This window comes from Providencia sp. LY12 (assembly GCF_057621555.1).
Genome location: NZ_CM172594.1, coordinates 2,984,552 through 3,001,532 on the forward strand (window position 1 = coordinate 2,984,552; position 16,981 = coordinate 3,001,532).

Genomic DNA, 16,981 nt, shown 5'->3' on the forward strand with positions numbered 1-16,981 from the left:
ATGACTTGATTAAGCCATACAAACACTGGGATAGCAAATTTAATTTTCACTCTCACCATAAAAGCGTTGATTTTGCTTAAGACACCACATATTCATCATCAATAACTTTTCCAAACAAATCATATTGATAGCCAACTTATTATCAATCCAATTATTTTTGCAATAGTATTGATTTGATTAACTGAGGTTACATATGAAAAATCCTCGCTAGGTGACTTATGTAAATATGAATGATTTCGTTCATCCCGACAGTTATACGCTAACATAGCTTTTATGTTCAATATTCATATGACTGGAAGAACCAATCATATGAATAACTTTGAAATTCTGAGAATTATTTTTAATATCATAACCCATATCGCAGTCTTAATGACTGAGGATAAGGATGGAAATATTTTTGATTATTCAAATAGTTATCAGGATACTCAGATAAATAGTGCGTAATTAATGTTAATGGAGCCAATAAAGGCTGTGTTCCTTGGCGGTATTCGAGGATTAACTTACTCAATGCTTGCCTTTGGTTTGATGTCAGATAGCGTTTAAAGTAACCTTGGATATGCATAAGCACATTAGTGTGATTGCGCCTAGTCGCTTGGTGTTGTAATAAATTCATAAACTTATTTCGATACTCATCAAAATAAGAATCGATTGAATCCCATTCATTGTTACTAGCAACAAAACGACCAAGTTCTCGATAAAGAGGCTGTGAATGCGCCAATAAAAGGAGCTTATATCGAGTATGAAAGTCGATTAATGAGTGCCGATTGAAGGAGTTTTTCTTTAGTTCATTTAGCTCATGAAGAGCAAATACCCGTATAATAAAATTTTCTCGAATATGAGGATCGCTTAACCTGCCATCTTCCTCAACAGGCAACCAAGGCATTACTTTGAGTAATTGTTCAGTAAAAAGCCCAATTCCAGACTTTTTATTACCATTGCCAACTGAATCATATACTCGAACCCTTTCCAAGCCACAGCTAGGTGAGTTTTTACATACAATATAACCACTTAAATTTAAAAGCCCACTCAAATAAGTGGTCGAAAACTGAAGCATCTCTTCAGTTAAATCGCCTTCACGACCATCGCTGAATTTGAGTCTAACGCTATTTTCGTCAGATTTAACTAGCCTCAATGCAGGTCTAGGTGTTGGTAAACCAATCGCCATTTCCGGGCATGCTTGTTGGTATTCGAAATAATCTGATAACTCATCTACAGCAAAGTGAAAGCGCTTATGACCACCATCAAATCTAACGCTATCACCCAATAAGCATGAGCTAATACCTACAGTGATTTTTTTATCTGATGTATTGCTCATATCACTAGAGGTAAGAAGATTAACCATCATTGCCACCTTATATGAAATCACTTATATACGAAATTGATTTATAGTAATAATTGAATTCATATTAGTAACATTGCACTTTATTTACTAGCTTTATAAATCACTACTCCACACTCTAATAAAACAAACAAAAAAGCCCCACTGAAGTGAGGCTCATAAGCTGCTGACGTTGTAGTTATTCTTATCACAATATCAGCTATTTTACGATCGTAAAGTATTTTATTAAATCTTCTCTACATACCTATCTAATTCTAATTTTATGTCTAACATCATCAACATTCCGTCAATGACCCCCTCCGCTTTTTGAAGTTTTTTCCCTATATGGGTATCTGAGCATTTATGTTCTCTAGCTAGCTGCATGAATGTTTTCCCAAATAAATAATAATCCAGTAGCAGGTCATGCATCTCTCTATTCTTTATACTTAATTGAGCCATACAGCTAGAGATAATCATTGCGTCATCTTCACAACATTGAGGTCGAGATTTCACCTTACTAGGTATTAAGCGGCTAAATCCTGCCGCTGTCGAATACCATTGAACTGACTCGATGTTATCCGCAGCCCATGCCCCCCACATTTCTAGTACTTGTTGAATATTACGCATCCGTTACCTCGTATTAATTTGCGAGCTTTTGCCGTCGGATTCAGCGTTAATACGTTTAGCTATAGAAATGGCACTATCTGATTCTTTGGCGAGATTTGAAGTGCCTCTTTCTCTTGTCTTGTACATAGTCATTAATCGCCCATTTATCACAGCATGATTTTCAGCCTTAACATCGGTAGAATATTTTTTTACTGTCGCGCGATAACATCCTAGGTACCGAGAAACCTCAGCCATATTTCCATATGTCTTAATAAGCAACTCTGGAATAGTCGTGATTTCAGCTTTCATGAATCCCCCATCTGATAAGTGATCCCTTGCTGGTACCAATCAGGTAACGTGAACTCAATCCGACCTATTACACCGCTAGCCCGTAGCGTCTGAATTCTTTTAAGCTCAATCTTCATGTGCTGATACAACTCATCCATTTGCCACGGTTTCAACTTCACTGAAGTACCTGCTAAACGAGCTACGCGGTCAATCGTCATTTCGCTGTAAGTGATAACAGCGTGAGCATTGAATTCATGTGGGTCTTCGCCGAGTTTTCGATGGCAACCTACGCAGTGAGCGAAAGCATTAAAGGGATGGTATCGAGTTGATTTGTGTCGTCGTGATTTGAAATGTGAACAGTGGAGTTTTGAAGGTTCGTGTCTAAATTGTCTTCCGCAGTAGTCGCATTCATAATTTGCTCTTTCCCGGACCAACTGCGAAAACAGAATATCGTGCTTGTCGCGTTTTAATGCCATTTATTTCTCCTGAATACCCCACTCAGCGACTACAATCACAACCATCGGGTTTTCGCTTAACTCTATCGTCCTCATAGCATCTACTGCATGCGGTAATATAAATTTGCGCTTTAATACTCCAGCACACTTCCTGACCGCATCATTGGATTTATGTATAGCCCAGCATAATTTAAGGGTAGTAAGTGCGCTCATAAACACTTCAGCCTCATTTCTCATCTCTCTTGTTGCTCCTTAAGTTTCATATACTCCGAGTTATTGGGGATGATGATTGGGATGCCTTTCTCAATACACCATTGCTCATGTTTCTCCATCATGTAGAGCATCCGTGCTTTATCCATCTTGCTAGTTTTCTCACGCTCTCCATTTTCATCGCGACCTAACCAGTAACCGACAAAATATTCATGCGTTTCTTCATTAGTGATTGGCTTTGATAGAACGACTTCACCAGCTCCATTTTTAATATCAATGACAACACCACGCGCACGTAGCCAATCGCCTGTAGTTTCTATCCACATGCGCCATGTTCTGTTCATTGGTATTGTTCTGAGGTCATGCCATTCGGTGATTCTGATTCGGTACCGCTTACCGGTTTCTGTTACTTCTGAGAGGGTTTTGAAAATGCCTTTGAGATTAGATTTGTGGAGACAGATGTCATCTGTCAATTAGCCTCCTATTTTACCCTTGCGAAAATTAGTTTTGAGGCGTAGCCTAATAACGTTAACTCGTTAATTAATCAGTTTTTACCTAGCGGCCATCGTATAATGGCTATTACCTCAGCCTTCCAAGCTGATGATGTGGGTTCGATTCCCACTGGCCGCTCCAATCGTCTTATCGCTCCCCTTACTTAAATCCATATTTGTTTTTCCAATCGGCAATGATTGATAACGCTTTGTCACGCTTAGTGGGGATCACTGCGCTTTCAAGTTGCAAAACTGGATCAGGTATTTTCTCACCTGATTTAATACGATTAGCCATAGCCTTAAGCTCAGACGCGCAAAGTTTTATAACCTCTGAATCCGATAAGTTTCGACTTCGCATTTCTGAGTAAATTTTAGTGACCATCCAGTAACAAGCGTTCGACTGCCAATTAAATCTACGCCAACCTCGCTCAGAGCAATACTTCTTGAACATGTCGTATAGTTCAGTTTCTGTGGGCAATCCGAGCTGAGTAAAGTCTTCCTGTTTGCACCACTTGATGAATTGACCGACTGCGGGGAAAAAAGGCGAATCACTTGCCCTCGCGTGTCTCATTCCGTTTTGAAGTTGCTCGCGGGTAGTAATTCCATTTTCAGCAAAGGCGGCAACCCACTGTCGCTTAGCCGCGAGCTCGTCACTTTCATTTTTGAATATGGTGTTTACTGCAGCAGGAAAGATTTGTTTCAGGTTTCGGAATAACACATCAACGAGTTGCTCAGCTTGTGGGTTTACTACTTTTTGCGGCGTACTGTCTTGAGCAATTTTAGCCAGTGCGCCTACATCACGATTAGCAATTGCAGTTGCCAAATGAGATTTCATATAAATTCATTCTCCCATGCTTCACGAGTATTCCAGCTTTGTGTTGGCTCTTGCTCTACAGCTTGTTTGTTTCGGTTTTGTTGCTGACTTTGAATGACTAAAGTCGCCCATTTTTTGCGAAGTTTTGCAGGAGATAACACGACGCTACACCAGAAGGAATCGCGGTTAGCCCATTGGAATAATCGGCAAATATCTTTGTGTGAATACCCGTCTAATTGCCTCATCAAGCGAATATCATTAGCCCATGATGACCAGTTTGGCTCTTTTGATGTAGGACTGATTATCAACACTTGCGAGTAAATCCATTGAGCTGCCTTGAGGTCATCCGCATTTCCCCACTTGTTACCTTTGGGGGAACAAACAACAGCATCGGGATCAACCACTGAAATTTTTTCGGGTGGTTGGTCAGGGGATTCGATAGAATTCTCTGACGATATATTATTTATTTCTTTTTTCTTTAAAGTATTTCTTTTGTGTGTCTCCAGATTAGAGACATCATTTGTCTCTAAGTTAGAGACGTTTTTTGTCTTCAAGTTAGAGACACTGTCTCTAGATTGATTTTTCCATGCTGAAACCTCTTTGTTGACACCAATTTTGTTACCATCAAGAATGATATAATTCATTGAAAGTAATTCATTCTTTGCCTTATTAACGTTCTGCCTTGATAGTTTGGTCTTCTCGGCTAATTGAGAGTCAGATATTCGATCGCATTTCTTTCCAAAACCATAAGTTTTACGAATTAACGCAAGCATGACTCTAAATTGCCTTGCGGTTAGGTCGCAGCACATCAGCGATTCAAGTAACTCGTTGGCAAGCTTTGTATAGCCACTGTCCAACTCTGCCATTCTTGGTTTCTCCGGCTTAACGGGAAATTTAAATACCTCCGCTGTATTCATGGCGACCTCCATATCGATTTGTTTTGAAATTAATATTCATGTAAAATTACTCCTGCATAACAAAATACGATGAAAGCCTAGTTGGTTGCCGCCTCCTAGGCTTTTGCTTTTTAGAACATTGAAACTTGCTTGATAGTCTGTTTGGCTCTTCGTTTACTTACCATTGCTGGCTTACTGCCATATTTATCTATCCATGTCTTAGCTACGTGATAACAATCATCAAATATTGCTCCACGACGACTAGCTTGTGAGCACCGTCTAAAATGAGATATCCCCTCATCCGCGGCTAATTCCAAAGCCACTCCATCCTGATAACCTAATTCAATCAATTTTTTAATAATATTTTTTCGGATAAATTCATCAGGATTCATTGATATTTACCTCCTGTAATGAACCTGTTTTCCATAGTGAAAACTCAGCCATTTGCTTCCACAAAAATCTGTATTCCTCTTCACTAATTTTCTTTTCACCCGGCAAAACAAAATCAATTACCCCTGCCGCTGCTAATGTCTCGCATAGCTCAGGTATCTTTTCGGTTCTACGAGTGATAGTTGAGTCATGAACGCCTAATGATTTAGCGATGACTGTTTGAGATGTTGTTCTGATAACTTGATAAGCGGTTGCTACCAAGTGATTGGATACAAATCGGTTAAACGATTTGCGTGAATTTGCGTTTTCCATAATTTATATTCCTTCATATACAGTTAATCCGTTACCCACGATCCTGTGGGCATTTTTATATCTGGTAAATCTGCCGCTTTATCAGCGACTCCGTAGCAGCAAAAAACTGCGATTGTTAAAGAGCCGTAAAATCTATGATGTTTTAGGTGGGAAAACATCATCTAGAGAGCATTTTGCTCCAAGTTTTTGTAGCACTTCGACAATTACTCGACAGTCATTCAGACTAGGTGTTCTGATGTTTGACTCGTAGTTTGCAATTCGCGATTGCCCCCACCCGATTGATGAAGCTAAAACAGCCTGAGAAATTCCTAGTTTTTTTCGCTGTTCTGCGATGTTATTCATTATGAATATCCTCCATGTCCATTCATTGCATTACACACAATATGTGATTACATGTCAATCACATATTGTTTGGATACTTGAATCACATTTTGTGTTAAAAGATATACATGAAAAAAATAAATGAAATTATCGGTGAAAGACTGAAGTCTCTTCGTGAATCAAGAGGCTTAAGCCAAGCGCAACTTGCAAAGCTGTGCGGATATTCAGCAGCCTCTAGAATTGGAAATTATGAACTTGGGGAAAGAAAAATAAGTGCTGATGATGCATTGATCATCAGCGAAGCGCTTGGTGTATCGCCAGCAGAGTTAATGTTTGGTGCTCAAAGTGATCAAGTAATTAGTAATTACGAATATCCATTACTGACCAAAATTCAAGCAGGCGCATTTACCGAAAATAGTAACTCTTATACAGAGAAAGATGCCATCGCATGGATACCTACAGCCAAGAAAGCAAGTGATCGCGCTTTTTGGCTTGAGGTTGAAGGTCATTCAATGACAGCAGCACAAGGAGGTAAACCTAGCTTTCCAGAAGGAATGTTGATACTTATTGATCCAAAAGAGCCTGTGAATGTTGGTGATTTTTGTATCGCTAGGCTAAACGGTAACGAATTTACATTTAAAAAATTAATTAGAGAATCAGGGCAAACATTCCTTGAACCTCTTAACCCGAAATTTGATTTAATCCCAATAAATGAAAACTGCGAAATCATAGGTAAAGTTATAAAGTGTCAATGGTCTGATGACACCTTTTGAGGAGAAAGCATGGCATTCAATGATATTGAACTAGCAAATATTGAAAAGTGCATGGAATTTTTCTTAGAAAAACGCCGCCCAGCAGAACATCTCAGAGATGAGCTCGATTTACAGTATCGTATTGAAGATGACTCGGTCGTTATATTCGAGGTTAGACAGCTAACATGGAGTGACTCAAGAGTAGAAGAACCTGTAGCAAAAATAATACATAACAAAATCACAGGCTCTTGGTCACTACTATGGATGGATAAAGACAGTAACTGGCATCATTACGATGAAAAAATGTTAGGTAGTTTTTCAGATGCTATTAAGCTTGTAGAAGATGATTTGCAAGGTTATTTTTTTGGCTAACGACACGTTTTAGGATGAGTGGCTGTTAATGTTAACTATCAAATAATTTTAATTATAGGAATGATAAGGATGGCTAAGGATACTAGAAGTAAAGTTGTTCATTACAAAAGAGCGGTTATTTCTAATTGTGAGACAACTTTACAAGAAATATTAAGCTCTATTATATCCAAAGGTGGGACCGCATCTAAAGTATCTGACAGAAGAGAAAAAATATCGCCATTAGATACTAATAGCCCATTCCGAATGATAAACAAAAATGAGCTTTATAAGACAATATTATTTGGTCAATTAATTCTTTTTGAGCAAGGGAAAAGCCAAGCTTTAATGACCATTAATGAAGATTCTGAGTTTTATGACATTAACTCGATAACATCTGAGCAAATACAACTTTTATCTGATGAAGAACTGACAACAGAAGACACAAAGAGAATAAAAAGAGAGTTTATTGATTCTATTCTACACTTCGGTGTTTTCCAAAATCATGTAATGATCGTTCAGTCTAAAGCTTTAACTTCAAAGGATATAGAAACCCACTTTAACTGGCTAATACATAGTTTCTCAGAGCATTTAGGAGATGACGATTTCCTCATTTTGCAAGATAAGCCAGCTGAAAAAACAATATCAATTATGGAAAACACCCCAGTTCGAAAAATAAAACTTGGCAGTGTCCCAGTTAAAGCAGAAAGTGAAAACGGCGATATATCAATTAACAACCAATCAGAAAGTAAACAAGAGAAAGTCAAAAAAATAAAATACATGCCTGCTGGGCGTGGTGGCAGCATAATCAAAGCCATGCTTGGAGATAAGGCTTTTAATGATCTCAAATTAGAAGACGCATTGGATGACGCCAATATTCAAGTGAGCTTAGAAATAACTTATTTCAGAAAAACATCGAAGTCAGGACAAGCGGTGTTAGATAGCTTAGCTAGCTCAATGAGGCACATTGATGAGGAAGATATACAGATAGATTTACATGGAGGAGGAATGATAAAAGGTAGCGAACTAAGGCTAAGAGGCAACTTAAATGTCCAATACAACAATGGACTAATTGACGAAAATCACCTATATTTGCAAATGCACAAATGGCTTTTATCCAAAGTAGATGCAGGGGAGATCGGGGCTAAAGATTAAGTCAAAAGGAGGCTATATGAGCACTAGAAAATTGCTTTTTAAAATGATAGTAGCCTTCATTATTGGTTTTTTAGTTACTAAAATCGCGTCTAATTACTTGGTCATAAATACCACTATAACGCCTTGGATACTTGTAACACTTTTGTTATTCCCTGCTACTTTTGCTGTGCAAGCTATGCTTAAGTTACCAGAGTCAAGCGAGCATACTGAACTAACCTCTTCAGAAATTCGTAGATTAAAGGGAATAATAGATGCAAAACAAAATAGACTGTATGCCCTTATTTGCTTTTATGTGATCTCAGCCATAATTTTTGTAGTATTATTCCTACTTCAACAGCAAGTTATAAGTATGAGTATAATTATTTCTATTTGCTTTGGTTTGATTTTATCTTCATTATCAACGCTAATATATATTCGTTCAATAATGCATGAAATTCAGTCATTTAAAAATTTAATGATACACCGGGCTGATAAGAAAAAGAAAAAAGAAGAGCTTCTCAATAAGTTAAAATCAGACAACTAATATTCCAGCCCTCCCCGCGAGGGCTTTTTTGTATATAGAACCCACAGCCTCCCAAACGGATAACCACATGAAAAAAATCATTATTTTATCAGCTTTAATTTCGTTAACTGCCTGCTCTTCAGGAAAAAATGACAACTCCCCTGCACAAGTAGGAATGGCTAACCCTGCTTCTGTTTATTGCGCGAAAATAGGCGGAAAACTTGACATAGTTAACACTAACGATGGACAAGTAGGATATTGCACCCTCCCCTCTGGTGAAAAAATTGAAGAGTGGTCTTTGTACAGAAGAGACCATAAATAAACATAAAAGCCCTAATGGGCTTTTTTTATGCCCCCCCTACGAATGTGAATTAAATCACAAATCGTGTCTAAAAATAAAATATCTTTCATTTAAAATCATCACGTTAGTATATAAACTGAGAAATAAACACAAATTGTGGTTGACAGTAAAATCACAATTTGTGAATATTATAAGCATCAACGGAACACAGCTCGTTGGTGCTCTTTAACAACGATGATAGTGAGCTGTGTATTAACTATCAGAATGGAGTCGCTGATAAAGCGGCAACCTTCTCAGAAGGTTTTTGTGAGAATAAGGTGTTCACTCACTCCAGAGAGTTCTGCCCCGACATGGAAAACCGCCCTGTCAAAACAGATATAATTAAGGGTTTCAATCCTTATTCTCACCAAAACCAACTATTTGGAGGGCATATGGCAACTATTTATGTGAAAAAATCACGCAAACCTGAATTTTTGCGCGGATTATCTAGAAATAGACGTCACGCTAGACGAAAAGCTGAAGCTATTTCGAAAAAAAATATTGAAATGAAATTGGATTCAATATTTCCAACAAGAAAAAATGTAAAACCAATTACCCGAGTTGAAAAAGCAATATCAATTCGCAGTACTAAAGTTTATGACTCAGTAGATAATACCTGCTTACCCAATACTAGTATTTATTCTACTAAATATAGGTCGTCAGGAACGTTATTAGAATCAGGCGAAGTGACAGCGAGAGCTTAAAGCTCATTAGGTGAGCGGGTGATAGATAAGAATTAGAAATATGATAAAGCCCTATTAAGGGCTTTGAATGACTAAACGTTTTTACGTTCGATTGTCTGCTCACCCCAAAACAACTTATCGTCTGTTGTTTTAGAAAAAGCTAGAGGGAGCACTTCATCAGAACCTTCTTCCCAAATTTTCTCAGCTAAAACTTCATCATTTTTAGCTAGCTCAAATATAGCTTGAGCAATCTCAATTGAAGTTTCACGGACTTTCGCCCACTCAGATATGTGATGATCTTTCATGCTTTATATCCCTTAGTAGTTGGTACTAAGGGAAATAATAGCATGAATACAGAAATTTAAAAAAGCAGCTTAACTTGCACTGCAATTACGAAAGCTCTCACTCAACAATACCCCACTGAAAGATTAATCGGGTTTTAGTAAAAAAAGCGCATAACCCTGATGAGTCAAAACTATCTGTTCGTTTCTGTTGGTTTGAAGAAAACTTTCAAGTTAAATTCGGAACTTCTTTTAAGTTCAATGACATCTGCGAAGAAAGCTTTAATAAATCCAAACCCTTAGAGATAAGTACTTCGAAGTAATCAACCAAGAAGAGACCGACAAAGTTGTGCGGCAATCATGCCAGAAATTTAATCATTCATCGAATAGCAATACTTACTCTAGCGTCTTTACGAGGGTGCTGGGTTGAATAATAGGAGGTATAGAATGGCTGGTAAAAAAGTACAGTTACATAGAGCAAAACTTTACGGTAAAAATTTTTATTTTCATGAGAATTCAATTTCTGGGTTCTGGGAAGATGATGAAGATAAAGAAGATATCAGATCAGCAATTATGCTAACTAGCGGTAGTGACTTAGTTTATCCCGTACCGCTATCTGAGCTACTAGAACAATTAAAAGAAATTATTGATTTTCAGCTACCTTAAAAGGTATCTAAGAACGCTTTCGATGGAGGTGGGTTTTCTTTACTCCATTGCTTCTTGGCAACCTCATAGCATTCAGGATATAGAGCTTCAATCTCAGCCATTAGTTCTTCTGGTGTCTTGATTGAATTTTGCTTAGCGGCTAATGCTAGAGCCATATCAAAAGCAACCCTTTCTACAGGGTTATGTTCGGTAATAACATTTTTAGACATTAATTCAATCCTCTCTATCTCAGGGGAGGAATAAGTATATCCAATTTATTACTGGGAAGTAATAAACCTCAGCTGCCTGACGTGGTTAAAAGCAGGCAATTTGATACTTATTTTACTCAAAAAAAACACACATAAGGAGGCAAAATGCCACACGCAAAAGCATCAGTAGATATTAACTTGAAACTCATTCTGTCTGATGAAATGCAACCAAAAGTAAAAGGTATGGCTGAAATATCTGTACCTGAAAATGAGCCAAATATTCAAATGCTATTGGATGAGTTTGTGAAAAATCTAATCGGGAACGAAGCGGTGAAAACAGCTCTCAAAACAGCCGCACTAAAAACACTAGTCAGAGACATTATTCATTAAAAAAAACTTACCTCTTTCATATTTAATCGAATAAATATCACCAACATCAGGGGACTTTCTATCGCTATCGCAAGATAAGTGAGGATTTCGCACATCCGGAGATAAGCATGAATATTGATAAATACAAACTTTGTTTAGCTCAATCACAAGCTGGAATTGCACGCTATCTCAAGGATGAGAACGGATGGAGCGAAGCAAATGAAACATTAAAAATAGCATATGGAGTCAAGCATGAATGCAAAGCAGAAATACATAAAACAGCAAATATTCGCCTTACTGCGCGAATCTGACATAACTGATAAGCAAATAGACGAATTAGTCGCTGATTGGAAATTTAAGCAGCAATGCGAAAAGACAAATCGAATCCTACGGCAAGTTAACTCTCGTGGATCTTACGCATTTACGTAAGGATGAGATATGAAAACTTCAGAATGTGAACTAAAGCAAAGGCAGGATGCCGAGAAAAGACGCAGAGAGCGCGAAGAAGAAGCTGAATACTATCGCATGGAAAGCTTAGGTGTTCCGCAGCAATCAACACCTATTCGCTGGATGAGAGGTGAATATGGGTAAATATCTAGTTAGATGCTTTCCATCTCACCCTACAAAAGAAGCAGCGCTAAAATCAGCGATAGCGCAAATAAAATTATCTAGGCAAGGAAAGCCGAAGAATATCAACGCATCAGGAAAACAACGCGAAGCCACAGATGTGCGGCAATCAAATCTAACAATGTCGAAATTCTTTCCTCCCCTTCCTGGTTACATCGAACAGCAACGGATTAATGAAGACCTGATGAGATATGCGCGTTATATAGCGAAAGGAATCGCTCCAGACAACTACGGTTATGGTGAAGGTAGAAATATGGGTGACTAAATTTAGGAGTTAATTATGAGTGATGTATACAAAGCAATAAGTAATGTTGCCAAGGAGCTAGCAGAAACAGGGATTAAAAAGGAAAGCGAGAATAAACAACAAGGATTTATGTTTAGAAGTATAGATGCAGTCTATAACGCATTAGCTCCTGCGTTAGTGAAGCATGGATTGCTAATTCTACCAAGGATGATTAATAGAACAGCAACTGAACGAGTTACTCAAAGAGGCGGTGTTTTAATTTACGTAACCGTCAAAGCTGAGTTCGATTTTATATCCACCAAGGATGGCAGCAAGCACACAGTCGTAACTTACGGCGAAGCTATGGATAGCGGGGATAAAGCCACAAACAAAGCGATGTCAATTGCATACAAATACGCAGCATTTCAAGCCTTCTGCATTCCTACGGAAGAAACAGCAATCGATGCAGATGCAGAAGTTCATGATGTCGCGCCAAGGACGGCCGAGCAGATATTGAGTGATTACACTGGGTTCTTGCATGAAGCAACTAACGAACTTGTGATTACTAACGAGTACAAAAGAGTATGGAATGAACTCAACGGCAACAGTACTCAGCAAGAAGAATGTAAACGATTAACAGGAATAAGAATTAACGAACTTAAAAAGGCGGCATAAATGGCTAGTAAAGGCGTAAACAAGATAATACTCATTGGTGGTGATTATGGATGAAGCGGAACTATACCTTTCAGGAATGAGCATAACAGAAATCAGTAATAAAACTGGAATGCCGCTATCAACAATTCGATTCAGATTAAAAAAGAAAAATATACTCCGAAGTAGAGGCGATGCCATAAGGTTGGCATCCTCGCAAGGAAAACTTGGGAAGGGTCTTCTAGGAAAGAAAAGAATATTCACTAAAGAATGGAAAGAGAATATATCCAAAGGTAGATCTGGCATAGGAAAAGGCTTCTCACTAAAACCTAGCGGGTATATTGAAATAACTATGGGCAAGAATAAAGGAAGGTTAGCCCACGTTGTAATTATGGAAAAAATAATAGGGAGAAAGCTAATGCCGAATGAGTGTGTTCATCACATAGACCACAATAGAAATAATAACTCACCAGAAAACCTTCAGCTCATGACCAGAGAATCACACGCAAGACATCACGCTCTGGAAAATATTAAAAACAGAAAAAGAGACCACAACGGGAGATTGAAATAATGGCAAGCCGTGGAGTTTGTAAGGTAATACTCATTGGACACTTAGGCAATGACCCTATAGTTAGATATGCACCAACTGGTACTGCATTTGCTAGTTTTTCAGTTGCGACAAGTGAGATATGGAATGACCGAAATACTGGCGAACAAAGAGAACGCACTGATTGGCATAATATTTCCATACAAGGAAAGTTAGCGGAAATAGCCGGACAATATCTAAGAAAAGGCAGTCAGGTTTATATCGAAGGAAAACTCCGAACTCGTAAATATCAAGGGAATGATGGACAAGAAAAAAATATTACTGAAGTTTTTATAGGCATCAATGGAACAATGCAAATGCTAGGTAGTAATAGCAAAACAGGAGCTCCTGTGCCTCGACAACGCGCTCAAGACCCTATGCTATCAGGACAATCAGCTCATCAACACATCGAGCCACCGATGGATTTTGACGATGACATTCCGTTCTAGACAAGAAAAAAACCGACTAGAGTGCTAACAATAACAAAAAACAATACAAACAGAACAGTTATACCACCTCCTATATATTTGATAACTATATCAATAATAGCCAGTCTATTTATTATTCTTTCATCAGGATCATTAGATGTAAACATTTGATGTTTATTCCCCGTTATTGATTCCTAAAACACTTATTCTATTCAAGCCAAATCAATAAAAAATGACCCACATCATTTTTTATTGAAAATGGAGAATTATTAAATTTAATCAACTAACGGATTAAAAGTAATGATGTAAACAGGAGATAAATATGAAAACCTTTAAAAATGTAGCATTTCTCGGAGGTTGCGATAAATGTGATGCAGAACAGCAACAGTACATATAGATGAAGGTAGTAATAATTGGTATTCGATGGTGACAAAGTTACATGCGAAAACTGCAGACATACTGTTGTTATTGAAGCAGATGGAAAATGCGCTTGGTGTGTATGGAATGAATTTGATGACTCTCAAGAATGCAATAAAGACTAGAAAAAAACCGACGCATGGAAGCATCGGCAAGGACTGTAAAAATAATTAGAAAGTTCTAATTAACTATAGGCTATAAATTTAAAAGGCTGATGAAACGTTTTAATCCTAGCGATTAAACAAATGCAATGAAGAGGAATGAATATGATTGAGAAGCCGATTTATTATATATCAGCGGAAAGAACAACCATTAAAAAGAATCACTTCTTACTTTGCATCGTTACAGTTTCTGGTGATTGTTGCGAACTTTTAGCTGAAAAGAAGTTTGTTTTAAAACCGACAAAGCGGCAAATACGGAAGGTAACTAAATTCGTAATAAATCACATTAAAAGGTGGAGTGATGGATAATTCAAGCCTGCAATTTGAAGAATGGTTTAAAAAAGAGTATCCGTTAATTGAGTCTCAACCAGAAAATACTTTACTTCAATCCGTAAAGCGCCAATGCCACAAAGCATGGCAAGCATCACGCGAGAATTTGGAGGTTGAATTACCTACTAAAGAATCCAAGCCATCACAAGATAATAGCTACGCCTTTGGATATAACAGGGCTATCACAGAATCAATTGAATTATTAAATAGACAGGGAGTGAAAATAAAAAATGAAAGTTAGCGATGAATTATTAGAAATAGTGGCAAAAATTGAACTTGAACTAAAAAATAGTAACTCATCTAAGATTAATATTGAGATAATGAAGCATGAAGCTCAAATTCTAATTTATCACTTTAAGGGGCTAAGTAGAAATAATCCAATTGGCTACATGTCAGTAACCGGAGTTGAAAATATACATGATTGTGGCTGTTCTACTGTGTATGAAGAATCAGACGATAAACGAAACATTCCTGTATACATCCAATATTAAATAACCATGCCAATAATCGGATATATATTACTGCTTGTAATACAAGGTTCTACTGTAAAATAGCAAGAATGAGAGAGCCGTAATGAGGCATCTAAGAGAGAATCTATAATTAAATCCATCTATAGCAAAATATGGAGACAACTATGAATACAAACCTTTCTGTTGAGTGCTTACCAATATCTAAATACTGCGAGTTGTTTGGTGAGAGTACAGATGCAATCAATAAACGAGTTAAAAGGCGCTTCTGGCAAGAAGGAGTGCATGTATTAAAGGTCGATGGTTCAAAAGAGCGTTGGATTGATATAAAGGAAGTCAATAAATGGGTCAGAAAAAACAAACAGGATACTTACTGCCAAGAGGCGTAACCATCCGTCAAAATAAAACCAAAAATACGTTGGTTATTACATTCACTTATAAAGGGGTTCTGTGTAGGGAGCCCCTATCCAGACTAACCGTAGATAATAAAAATATTAAATATGCAGAAAGATTGCTCGCCGAAATTCAAAATCATATCGAAAAAGGTACATTTAATTACCACAAGTATTTTCCTAACTCTAAAAAATCAAATTTCTTCGGGGATAATAATCGTGAAAAAAGAGTTATTGATTATTTGGAGGAGTATCTTGTAATTTGTGAAACTAGAAATCTGTCACCATCGACTATCAAAGGCTATGAAAAGTGTAAAAATGCCTTATCAGATTTACACCAATTCCATGTTTCATCACTTACTCCTGCTATTCTTAAAAATTGGATACAGAAGCAAACGACAGTATTAAAAACTATCCGTAATCAACTTTCTTTCTTGCGTAGCTCGCTAGATGAAGCCATTACTGATGGGATTATATCAATTAACCCAGTCAGCCTTGTATCTGCATCAAGATACCAATCAAAAAGTAGTGGTTCTGAAAGTAACTATATTGTTGACCCATTATCACCACAAGAAGTATCCACCCTACTCGCTGCAGCAAAATACGAGCAATGGAAAAACTTATTTCAATTTGCCATTAATACTGGGTTAAGGAGCTCTGAATTATGTGCATTGAGATGGAGTGATATCGATTTCATAGAAAATACTGCACACGTGCAATCCGCCAGCGTCGTCGGTGTTATTAAGAAAACCAAAACGAAAGCCGGTACCAGAAAGGTTGAGTTAAATAGTGAAGCTATGAACGCCCTAAATGACCAAAAGCAATTCACGTTTATGAAAGATGGTGTAATTTTCGAAGACCCAAAAACAAATAAAGCTTGGGCAGGTGCTGACGCAATCAGAAAAAAAGCATGGGTGCCAACATTGAAAAAAGCGGATATCAGGTATCGTAACCCTTATCAAACGAGACATACCTTTGCTACGAGACATATCAGCCAAGGCACTAACCTGTTTTGGCTAGCAGGACAAATGGGGCATAAGGGACCTGAAATGCTGTTTAGGCACTATGGGGGGTATCTTAAAGAGTATGATGGGGGGACTGCTAATAATACTCCACAAATACAATTGTATTAATATTATTTAATTAAGGATACTTAGATACTATTCTTAAAAAAATCAAACCTATTTAGCTTCATTGCTTATTTTTATATTTAAGCAAAAAAGAAAGGGAAAATAAAAAAATATCCAAAAACCTTATTTTCCCTGACTTTTTTGCATCTATCTTATTAATATTTAGAGAATCATTTTGTTATTT

The 16,981-nt window shown here is 37.4% G+C and carries 32 protein-coding genes and 1 tRNA gene; 20 read left to right on the forward strand and 13 right to left on the reverse strand.

From position 1 onward, the window contains the following. Positions 1-346: 346 nt before the first annotated feature. The 6 genes from ACY3ZI_RS14330 to ACY3ZI_RS14355 form a co-directional block, all read right to left on the reverse strand. Positions 347-1,342, reverse strand: a complete 996-nt coding sequence (locus tag ACY3ZI_RS14330; protein WP_132495154.1) for a YbgA family protein — start codon at positions 1,340-1,342, stop codon at positions 347-349. Positions 1,343-1,564: 222 nt separating this feature from the next. Then, a complete protein-coding gene (locus ACY3ZI_RS14335; protein ID WP_036950157.1) occupies positions 1,565-1,945 on the reverse strand; it encodes an antiterminator Q family protein in 381 nt (126 codons plus the stop codon). Between the two features lie 3 nt (positions 1,946-1,948). After that, positions 1,949-2,233 carry a bacteriophage protein gene (locus tag ACY3ZI_RS14340; RefSeq protein WP_036950159.1) on the reverse strand — a complete coding sequence of 95 codons (285 nt, stop codon included), beginning with the start codon at positions 2,231-2,233 and terminating at the stop codon, positions 1,949-1,951. Then, positions 2,230-2,688, reverse strand: coding sequence for a hypothetical protein (locus tag ACY3ZI_RS14345; protein WP_487375396.1), 459 nt, complete (start codon positions 2,686-2,688; stop codon positions 2,230-2,232). The genes ACY3ZI_RS14340 and ACY3ZI_RS14345 overlap by 4 nt, the downstream gene beginning before the upstream one ends. After that, the gene (locus tag ACY3ZI_RS14350) at positions 2,689-2,904 is read right to left on the reverse strand and encodes a DUF7740 domain-containing protein (RefSeq protein WP_154638887.1); all 216 of its coding nucleotides are present in this window, start codon (positions 2,902-2,904) and stop codon (positions 2,689-2,691) included. Further along, entirely contained in the window at positions 2,901-3,350 is a 450-nt protein-coding gene (locus ACY3ZI_RS14355; protein ID WP_487375397.1) for a NinB/YbcN family protein, read from the reverse strand. The genes ACY3ZI_RS14350 and ACY3ZI_RS14355 overlap by 4 nt, the downstream gene beginning before the upstream one ends. Before the next feature lie 85 nt (positions 3,351-3,435). Between ACY3ZI_RS14355 and ACY3ZI_RS14360 the strand changes: the two genes are divergently transcribed. Next, positions 3,436-3,510, forward strand: a tRNA-Gly gene (locus tag ACY3ZI_RS14360). 18 nt (positions 3,511-3,528) lie between these two features. On the opposite strand, the gene ACY3ZI_RS14365 is transcribed toward ACY3ZI_RS14360, so the two are convergent. The 5 genes from ACY3ZI_RS14365 to ACY3ZI_RS14385 form a co-directional block, all read right to left on the reverse strand. Continuing rightward, a complete protein-coding gene (locus ACY3ZI_RS14365; protein WP_487375398.1) occupies positions 3,529-4,203 on the reverse strand; it encodes a replication protein P in 675 nt (224 codons plus the stop codon). Further along, positions 4,200-5,099: a replication protein gene (locus ACY3ZI_RS14370; protein WP_487375399.1), complete on the reverse strand. Its 900-nt coding sequence runs from the start codon at positions 5,097-5,099 to the stop codon at positions 4,200-4,202. Before ACY3ZI_RS14370 ends, ACY3ZI_RS14365 begins: the two co-directional genes overlap by 4 nt. A 110-nt stretch (positions 5,100-5,209) precedes the next feature. Further along, on the reverse strand, positions 5,210-5,470 hold the full coding sequence (locus tag ACY3ZI_RS14375; RefSeq protein WP_487375400.1) for a hypothetical protein: 261 nt from the start codon (positions 5,468-5,470) through the stop codon (positions 5,210-5,212). After that, positions 5,460-5,780 (reverse strand): hypothetical protein, encoded by a 321-nt coding sequence (locus ACY3ZI_RS14380; protein ID WP_154600010.1) that lies wholly within the window; start codon positions 5,778-5,780, stop codon positions 5,460-5,462. The genes ACY3ZI_RS14375 and ACY3ZI_RS14380 overlap by 11 nt, the downstream gene beginning before the upstream one ends. A 132-nt stretch (positions 5,781-5,912) precedes the next feature. Continuing rightward, entirely contained in the window at positions 5,913-6,122 is a 210-nt protein-coding gene (locus ACY3ZI_RS14385; protein ID WP_006658131.1) for a helix-turn-helix transcriptional regulator, read from the reverse strand. 107 nt (positions 6,123-6,229) lie between these two features. Between ACY3ZI_RS14385 and ACY3ZI_RS14390 the strand changes: the two genes are divergently transcribed. The 6 genes from ACY3ZI_RS14390 to ACY3ZI_RS14415 all read left to right on the forward strand — a co-directional run bounded on the left by ACY3ZI_RS14390 (position 6,230) and on the right by ACY3ZI_RS14415 (position 9,902). Further along, positions 6,230-6,874: a LexA family protein gene (locus ACY3ZI_RS14390; RefSeq protein WP_487375401.1), complete on the forward strand. Its 645-nt coding sequence runs from the start codon at positions 6,230-6,232 to the stop codon at positions 6,872-6,874. A 9-nt stretch (positions 6,875-6,883) separates the two neighbouring features. After that, complete coding sequence (locus ACY3ZI_RS14395; protein ID WP_006658129.1) at positions 6,884-7,225, forward strand: DUF3024 domain-containing protein; 342 nt, start codon at positions 6,884-6,886, stop codon at positions 7,223-7,225. Positions 7,226-7,294: 69 nt separating this feature from the next. Next, positions 7,295-8,356 carry a hypothetical protein gene (locus tag ACY3ZI_RS14400; RefSeq protein ID WP_154632086.1) on the forward strand — a complete coding sequence of 354 codons (1,062 nt, stop codon included), beginning with the start codon at positions 7,295-7,297 and terminating at the stop codon, positions 8,354-8,356. A 16-nt stretch (positions 8,357-8,372) separates the two neighbouring features. After that, positions 8,373-8,879 carry a hypothetical protein gene (locus ACY3ZI_RS14405; protein ID WP_154632085.1) on the forward strand — a complete coding sequence of 169 codons (507 nt, stop codon included), beginning with the start codon at positions 8,373-8,375 and terminating at the stop codon, positions 8,877-8,879. A gap of 67 nt (positions 8,880-8,946) precedes the next feature. After that, positions 8,947-9,180: a putative hemolysin gene (locus ACY3ZI_RS14410; protein ID WP_154600011.1), complete on the forward strand. Its 234-nt coding sequence runs from the start codon at positions 8,947-8,949 to the stop codon at positions 9,178-9,180. Positions 9,181-9,509: 329 nt separating this feature from the next. Further along, positions 9,510-9,902, forward strand: a complete 393-nt coding sequence (locus ACY3ZI_RS14415; protein ID WP_487375402.1) for a transcriptional antitermination N peptide — start codon at positions 9,510-9,512, stop codon at positions 9,900-9,902. 71 nt (positions 9,903-9,973) lie between these two features. Here the strand turns inward: ACY3ZI_RS14415 and ACY3ZI_RS14420 are convergent, their stop codons facing one another. Beyond that, positions 9,974-10,186 (reverse strand): YccJ family protein, encoded by a 213-nt coding sequence (locus tag ACY3ZI_RS14420; RefSeq protein WP_036951028.1) that lies wholly within the window; start codon positions 10,184-10,186, stop codon positions 9,974-9,976. A 423-nt stretch (positions 10,187-10,609) separates the two neighbouring features. Here ACY3ZI_RS14420 and ACY3ZI_RS14425 point away from each other — a divergent pair, with 423 nt between their 5' ends. Then, positions 10,610-10,828 carry a hypothetical protein gene (locus ACY3ZI_RS14425; protein WP_265498899.1) on the forward strand — a complete coding sequence of 73 codons (219 nt, stop codon included), beginning with the start codon at positions 10,610-10,612 and terminating at the stop codon, positions 10,826-10,828. Here the strand turns inward: ACY3ZI_RS14425 and ACY3ZI_RS14430 are convergent. Beyond that, positions 10,825-11,037, reverse strand: a complete 213-nt coding sequence (locus tag ACY3ZI_RS14430; RefSeq protein WP_487375403.1) for a hypothetical protein — start codon at positions 11,035-11,037, stop codon at positions 10,825-10,827. The two genes, ACY3ZI_RS14425 and ACY3ZI_RS14430, sit on opposite strands and share 4 nt — an antisense overlap. A 144-nt stretch (positions 11,038-11,181) precedes the next feature. On the opposite strand from ACY3ZI_RS14430, the gene ACY3ZI_RS14435 reads away from it, so the two are divergent. The 12 genes from ACY3ZI_RS14435 (at position 11,182) to ACY3ZI_RS14490 (ending at position 16,800) form a co-directional block, all read left to right on the forward strand. Next, entirely contained in the window at positions 11,182-11,406 is a 225-nt protein-coding gene (locus ACY3ZI_RS14435; protein ID WP_487375404.1) for a hypothetical protein, read from the forward strand. A gap of 107 nt (positions 11,407-11,513) precedes the next feature. Continuing rightward, positions 11,514-11,696 (forward strand): host cell division inhibitory peptide Kil, encoded by a 183-nt coding sequence (kil, locus tag ACY3ZI_RS14440; RefSeq protein WP_487375405.1) that lies wholly within the window; start codon positions 11,514-11,516, stop codon positions 11,694-11,696. A 127-nt stretch (positions 11,697-11,823) separates the two neighbouring features. Beyond that, positions 11,824-11,976 carry a hypothetical protein gene (locus tag ACY3ZI_RS14445; protein WP_487375406.1) on the forward strand — a complete coding sequence of 51 codons (153 nt, stop codon included), beginning with the start codon at positions 11,824-11,826 and terminating at the stop codon, positions 11,974-11,976. Further along, positions 11,969-12,277 carry a hypothetical protein gene (locus tag ACY3ZI_RS14450; RefSeq protein WP_487375407.1) on the forward strand — a complete coding sequence of 103 codons (309 nt, stop codon included), beginning with the start codon at positions 11,969-11,971 and terminating at the stop codon, positions 12,275-12,277. Before ACY3ZI_RS14445 ends, ACY3ZI_RS14450 begins: the two co-directional genes overlap by 8 nt. 15 nt (positions 12,278-12,292) lie before the next feature. Continuing rightward, positions 12,293-12,910 carry an ERF family protein gene (locus ACY3ZI_RS14455; protein WP_487375408.1) on the forward strand — a complete coding sequence of 206 codons (618 nt, stop codon included), beginning with the start codon at positions 12,293-12,295 and terminating at the stop codon, positions 12,908-12,910. Positions 12,911-12,956: 46 nt separating this feature from the next. Then, complete coding sequence (locus ACY3ZI_RS14460; RefSeq protein WP_207910762.1) at positions 12,957-13,457, forward strand: HNH endonuclease signature motif containing protein; 501 nt, start codon at positions 12,957-12,959, stop codon at positions 13,455-13,457. Further along, complete coding sequence (gene ssb, locus ACY3ZI_RS14465) at positions 13,457-13,921, forward strand: single-stranded DNA-binding protein (RefSeq protein WP_272533259.1); 465 nt, start codon at positions 13,457-13,459, stop codon at positions 13,919-13,921. The genes ACY3ZI_RS14460 and ssb overlap by 1 nt, the downstream gene beginning before the upstream one ends. A gap of 662 nt (positions 13,922-14,583) precedes the next feature. Further along, the gene (locus tag ACY3ZI_RS14470) at positions 14,584-14,787 is read left to right on the forward strand and encodes a DUF7279 family protein (RefSeq protein ID WP_487375409.1); all 204 of its coding nucleotides are present in this window, start codon (positions 14,584-14,586) and stop codon (positions 14,785-14,787) included. Continuing rightward, positions 14,780-15,049, forward strand: a complete 270-nt coding sequence (locus ACY3ZI_RS14475; RefSeq protein ID WP_196712418.1) for a phiTE_015 family protein — start codon at positions 14,780-14,782, stop codon at positions 15,047-15,049. The genes ACY3ZI_RS14470 and ACY3ZI_RS14475 overlap by 8 nt, the downstream gene beginning before the upstream one ends. After that, on the forward strand, positions 15,039-15,299 hold the full coding sequence (locus ACY3ZI_RS14480) for a hypothetical protein (RefSeq protein ID WP_487375410.1): 261 nt from the start codon (positions 15,039-15,041) through the stop codon (positions 15,297-15,299). The genes ACY3ZI_RS14475 and ACY3ZI_RS14480 overlap by 11 nt, the downstream gene beginning before the upstream one ends. A 143-nt stretch (positions 15,300-15,442) precedes the next feature. Then, positions 15,443-15,664: an excisionase family protein gene (gene xisR, locus ACY3ZI_RS14485; RefSeq protein ID WP_349487929.1), complete on the forward strand. Its 222-nt coding sequence runs from the start codon at positions 15,443-15,445 to the stop codon at positions 15,662-15,664. Continuing rightward, complete coding sequence (locus ACY3ZI_RS14490; protein WP_487375411.1) at positions 15,619-16,800, forward strand: Arm DNA-binding domain-containing protein; 1,182 nt, start codon at positions 15,619-15,621, stop codon at positions 16,798-16,800. The genes xisR and ACY3ZI_RS14490 overlap by 46 nt, the downstream gene beginning before the upstream one ends. The last annotated feature ends 181 nt before the right edge of the window (positions 16,801-16,981 follow it).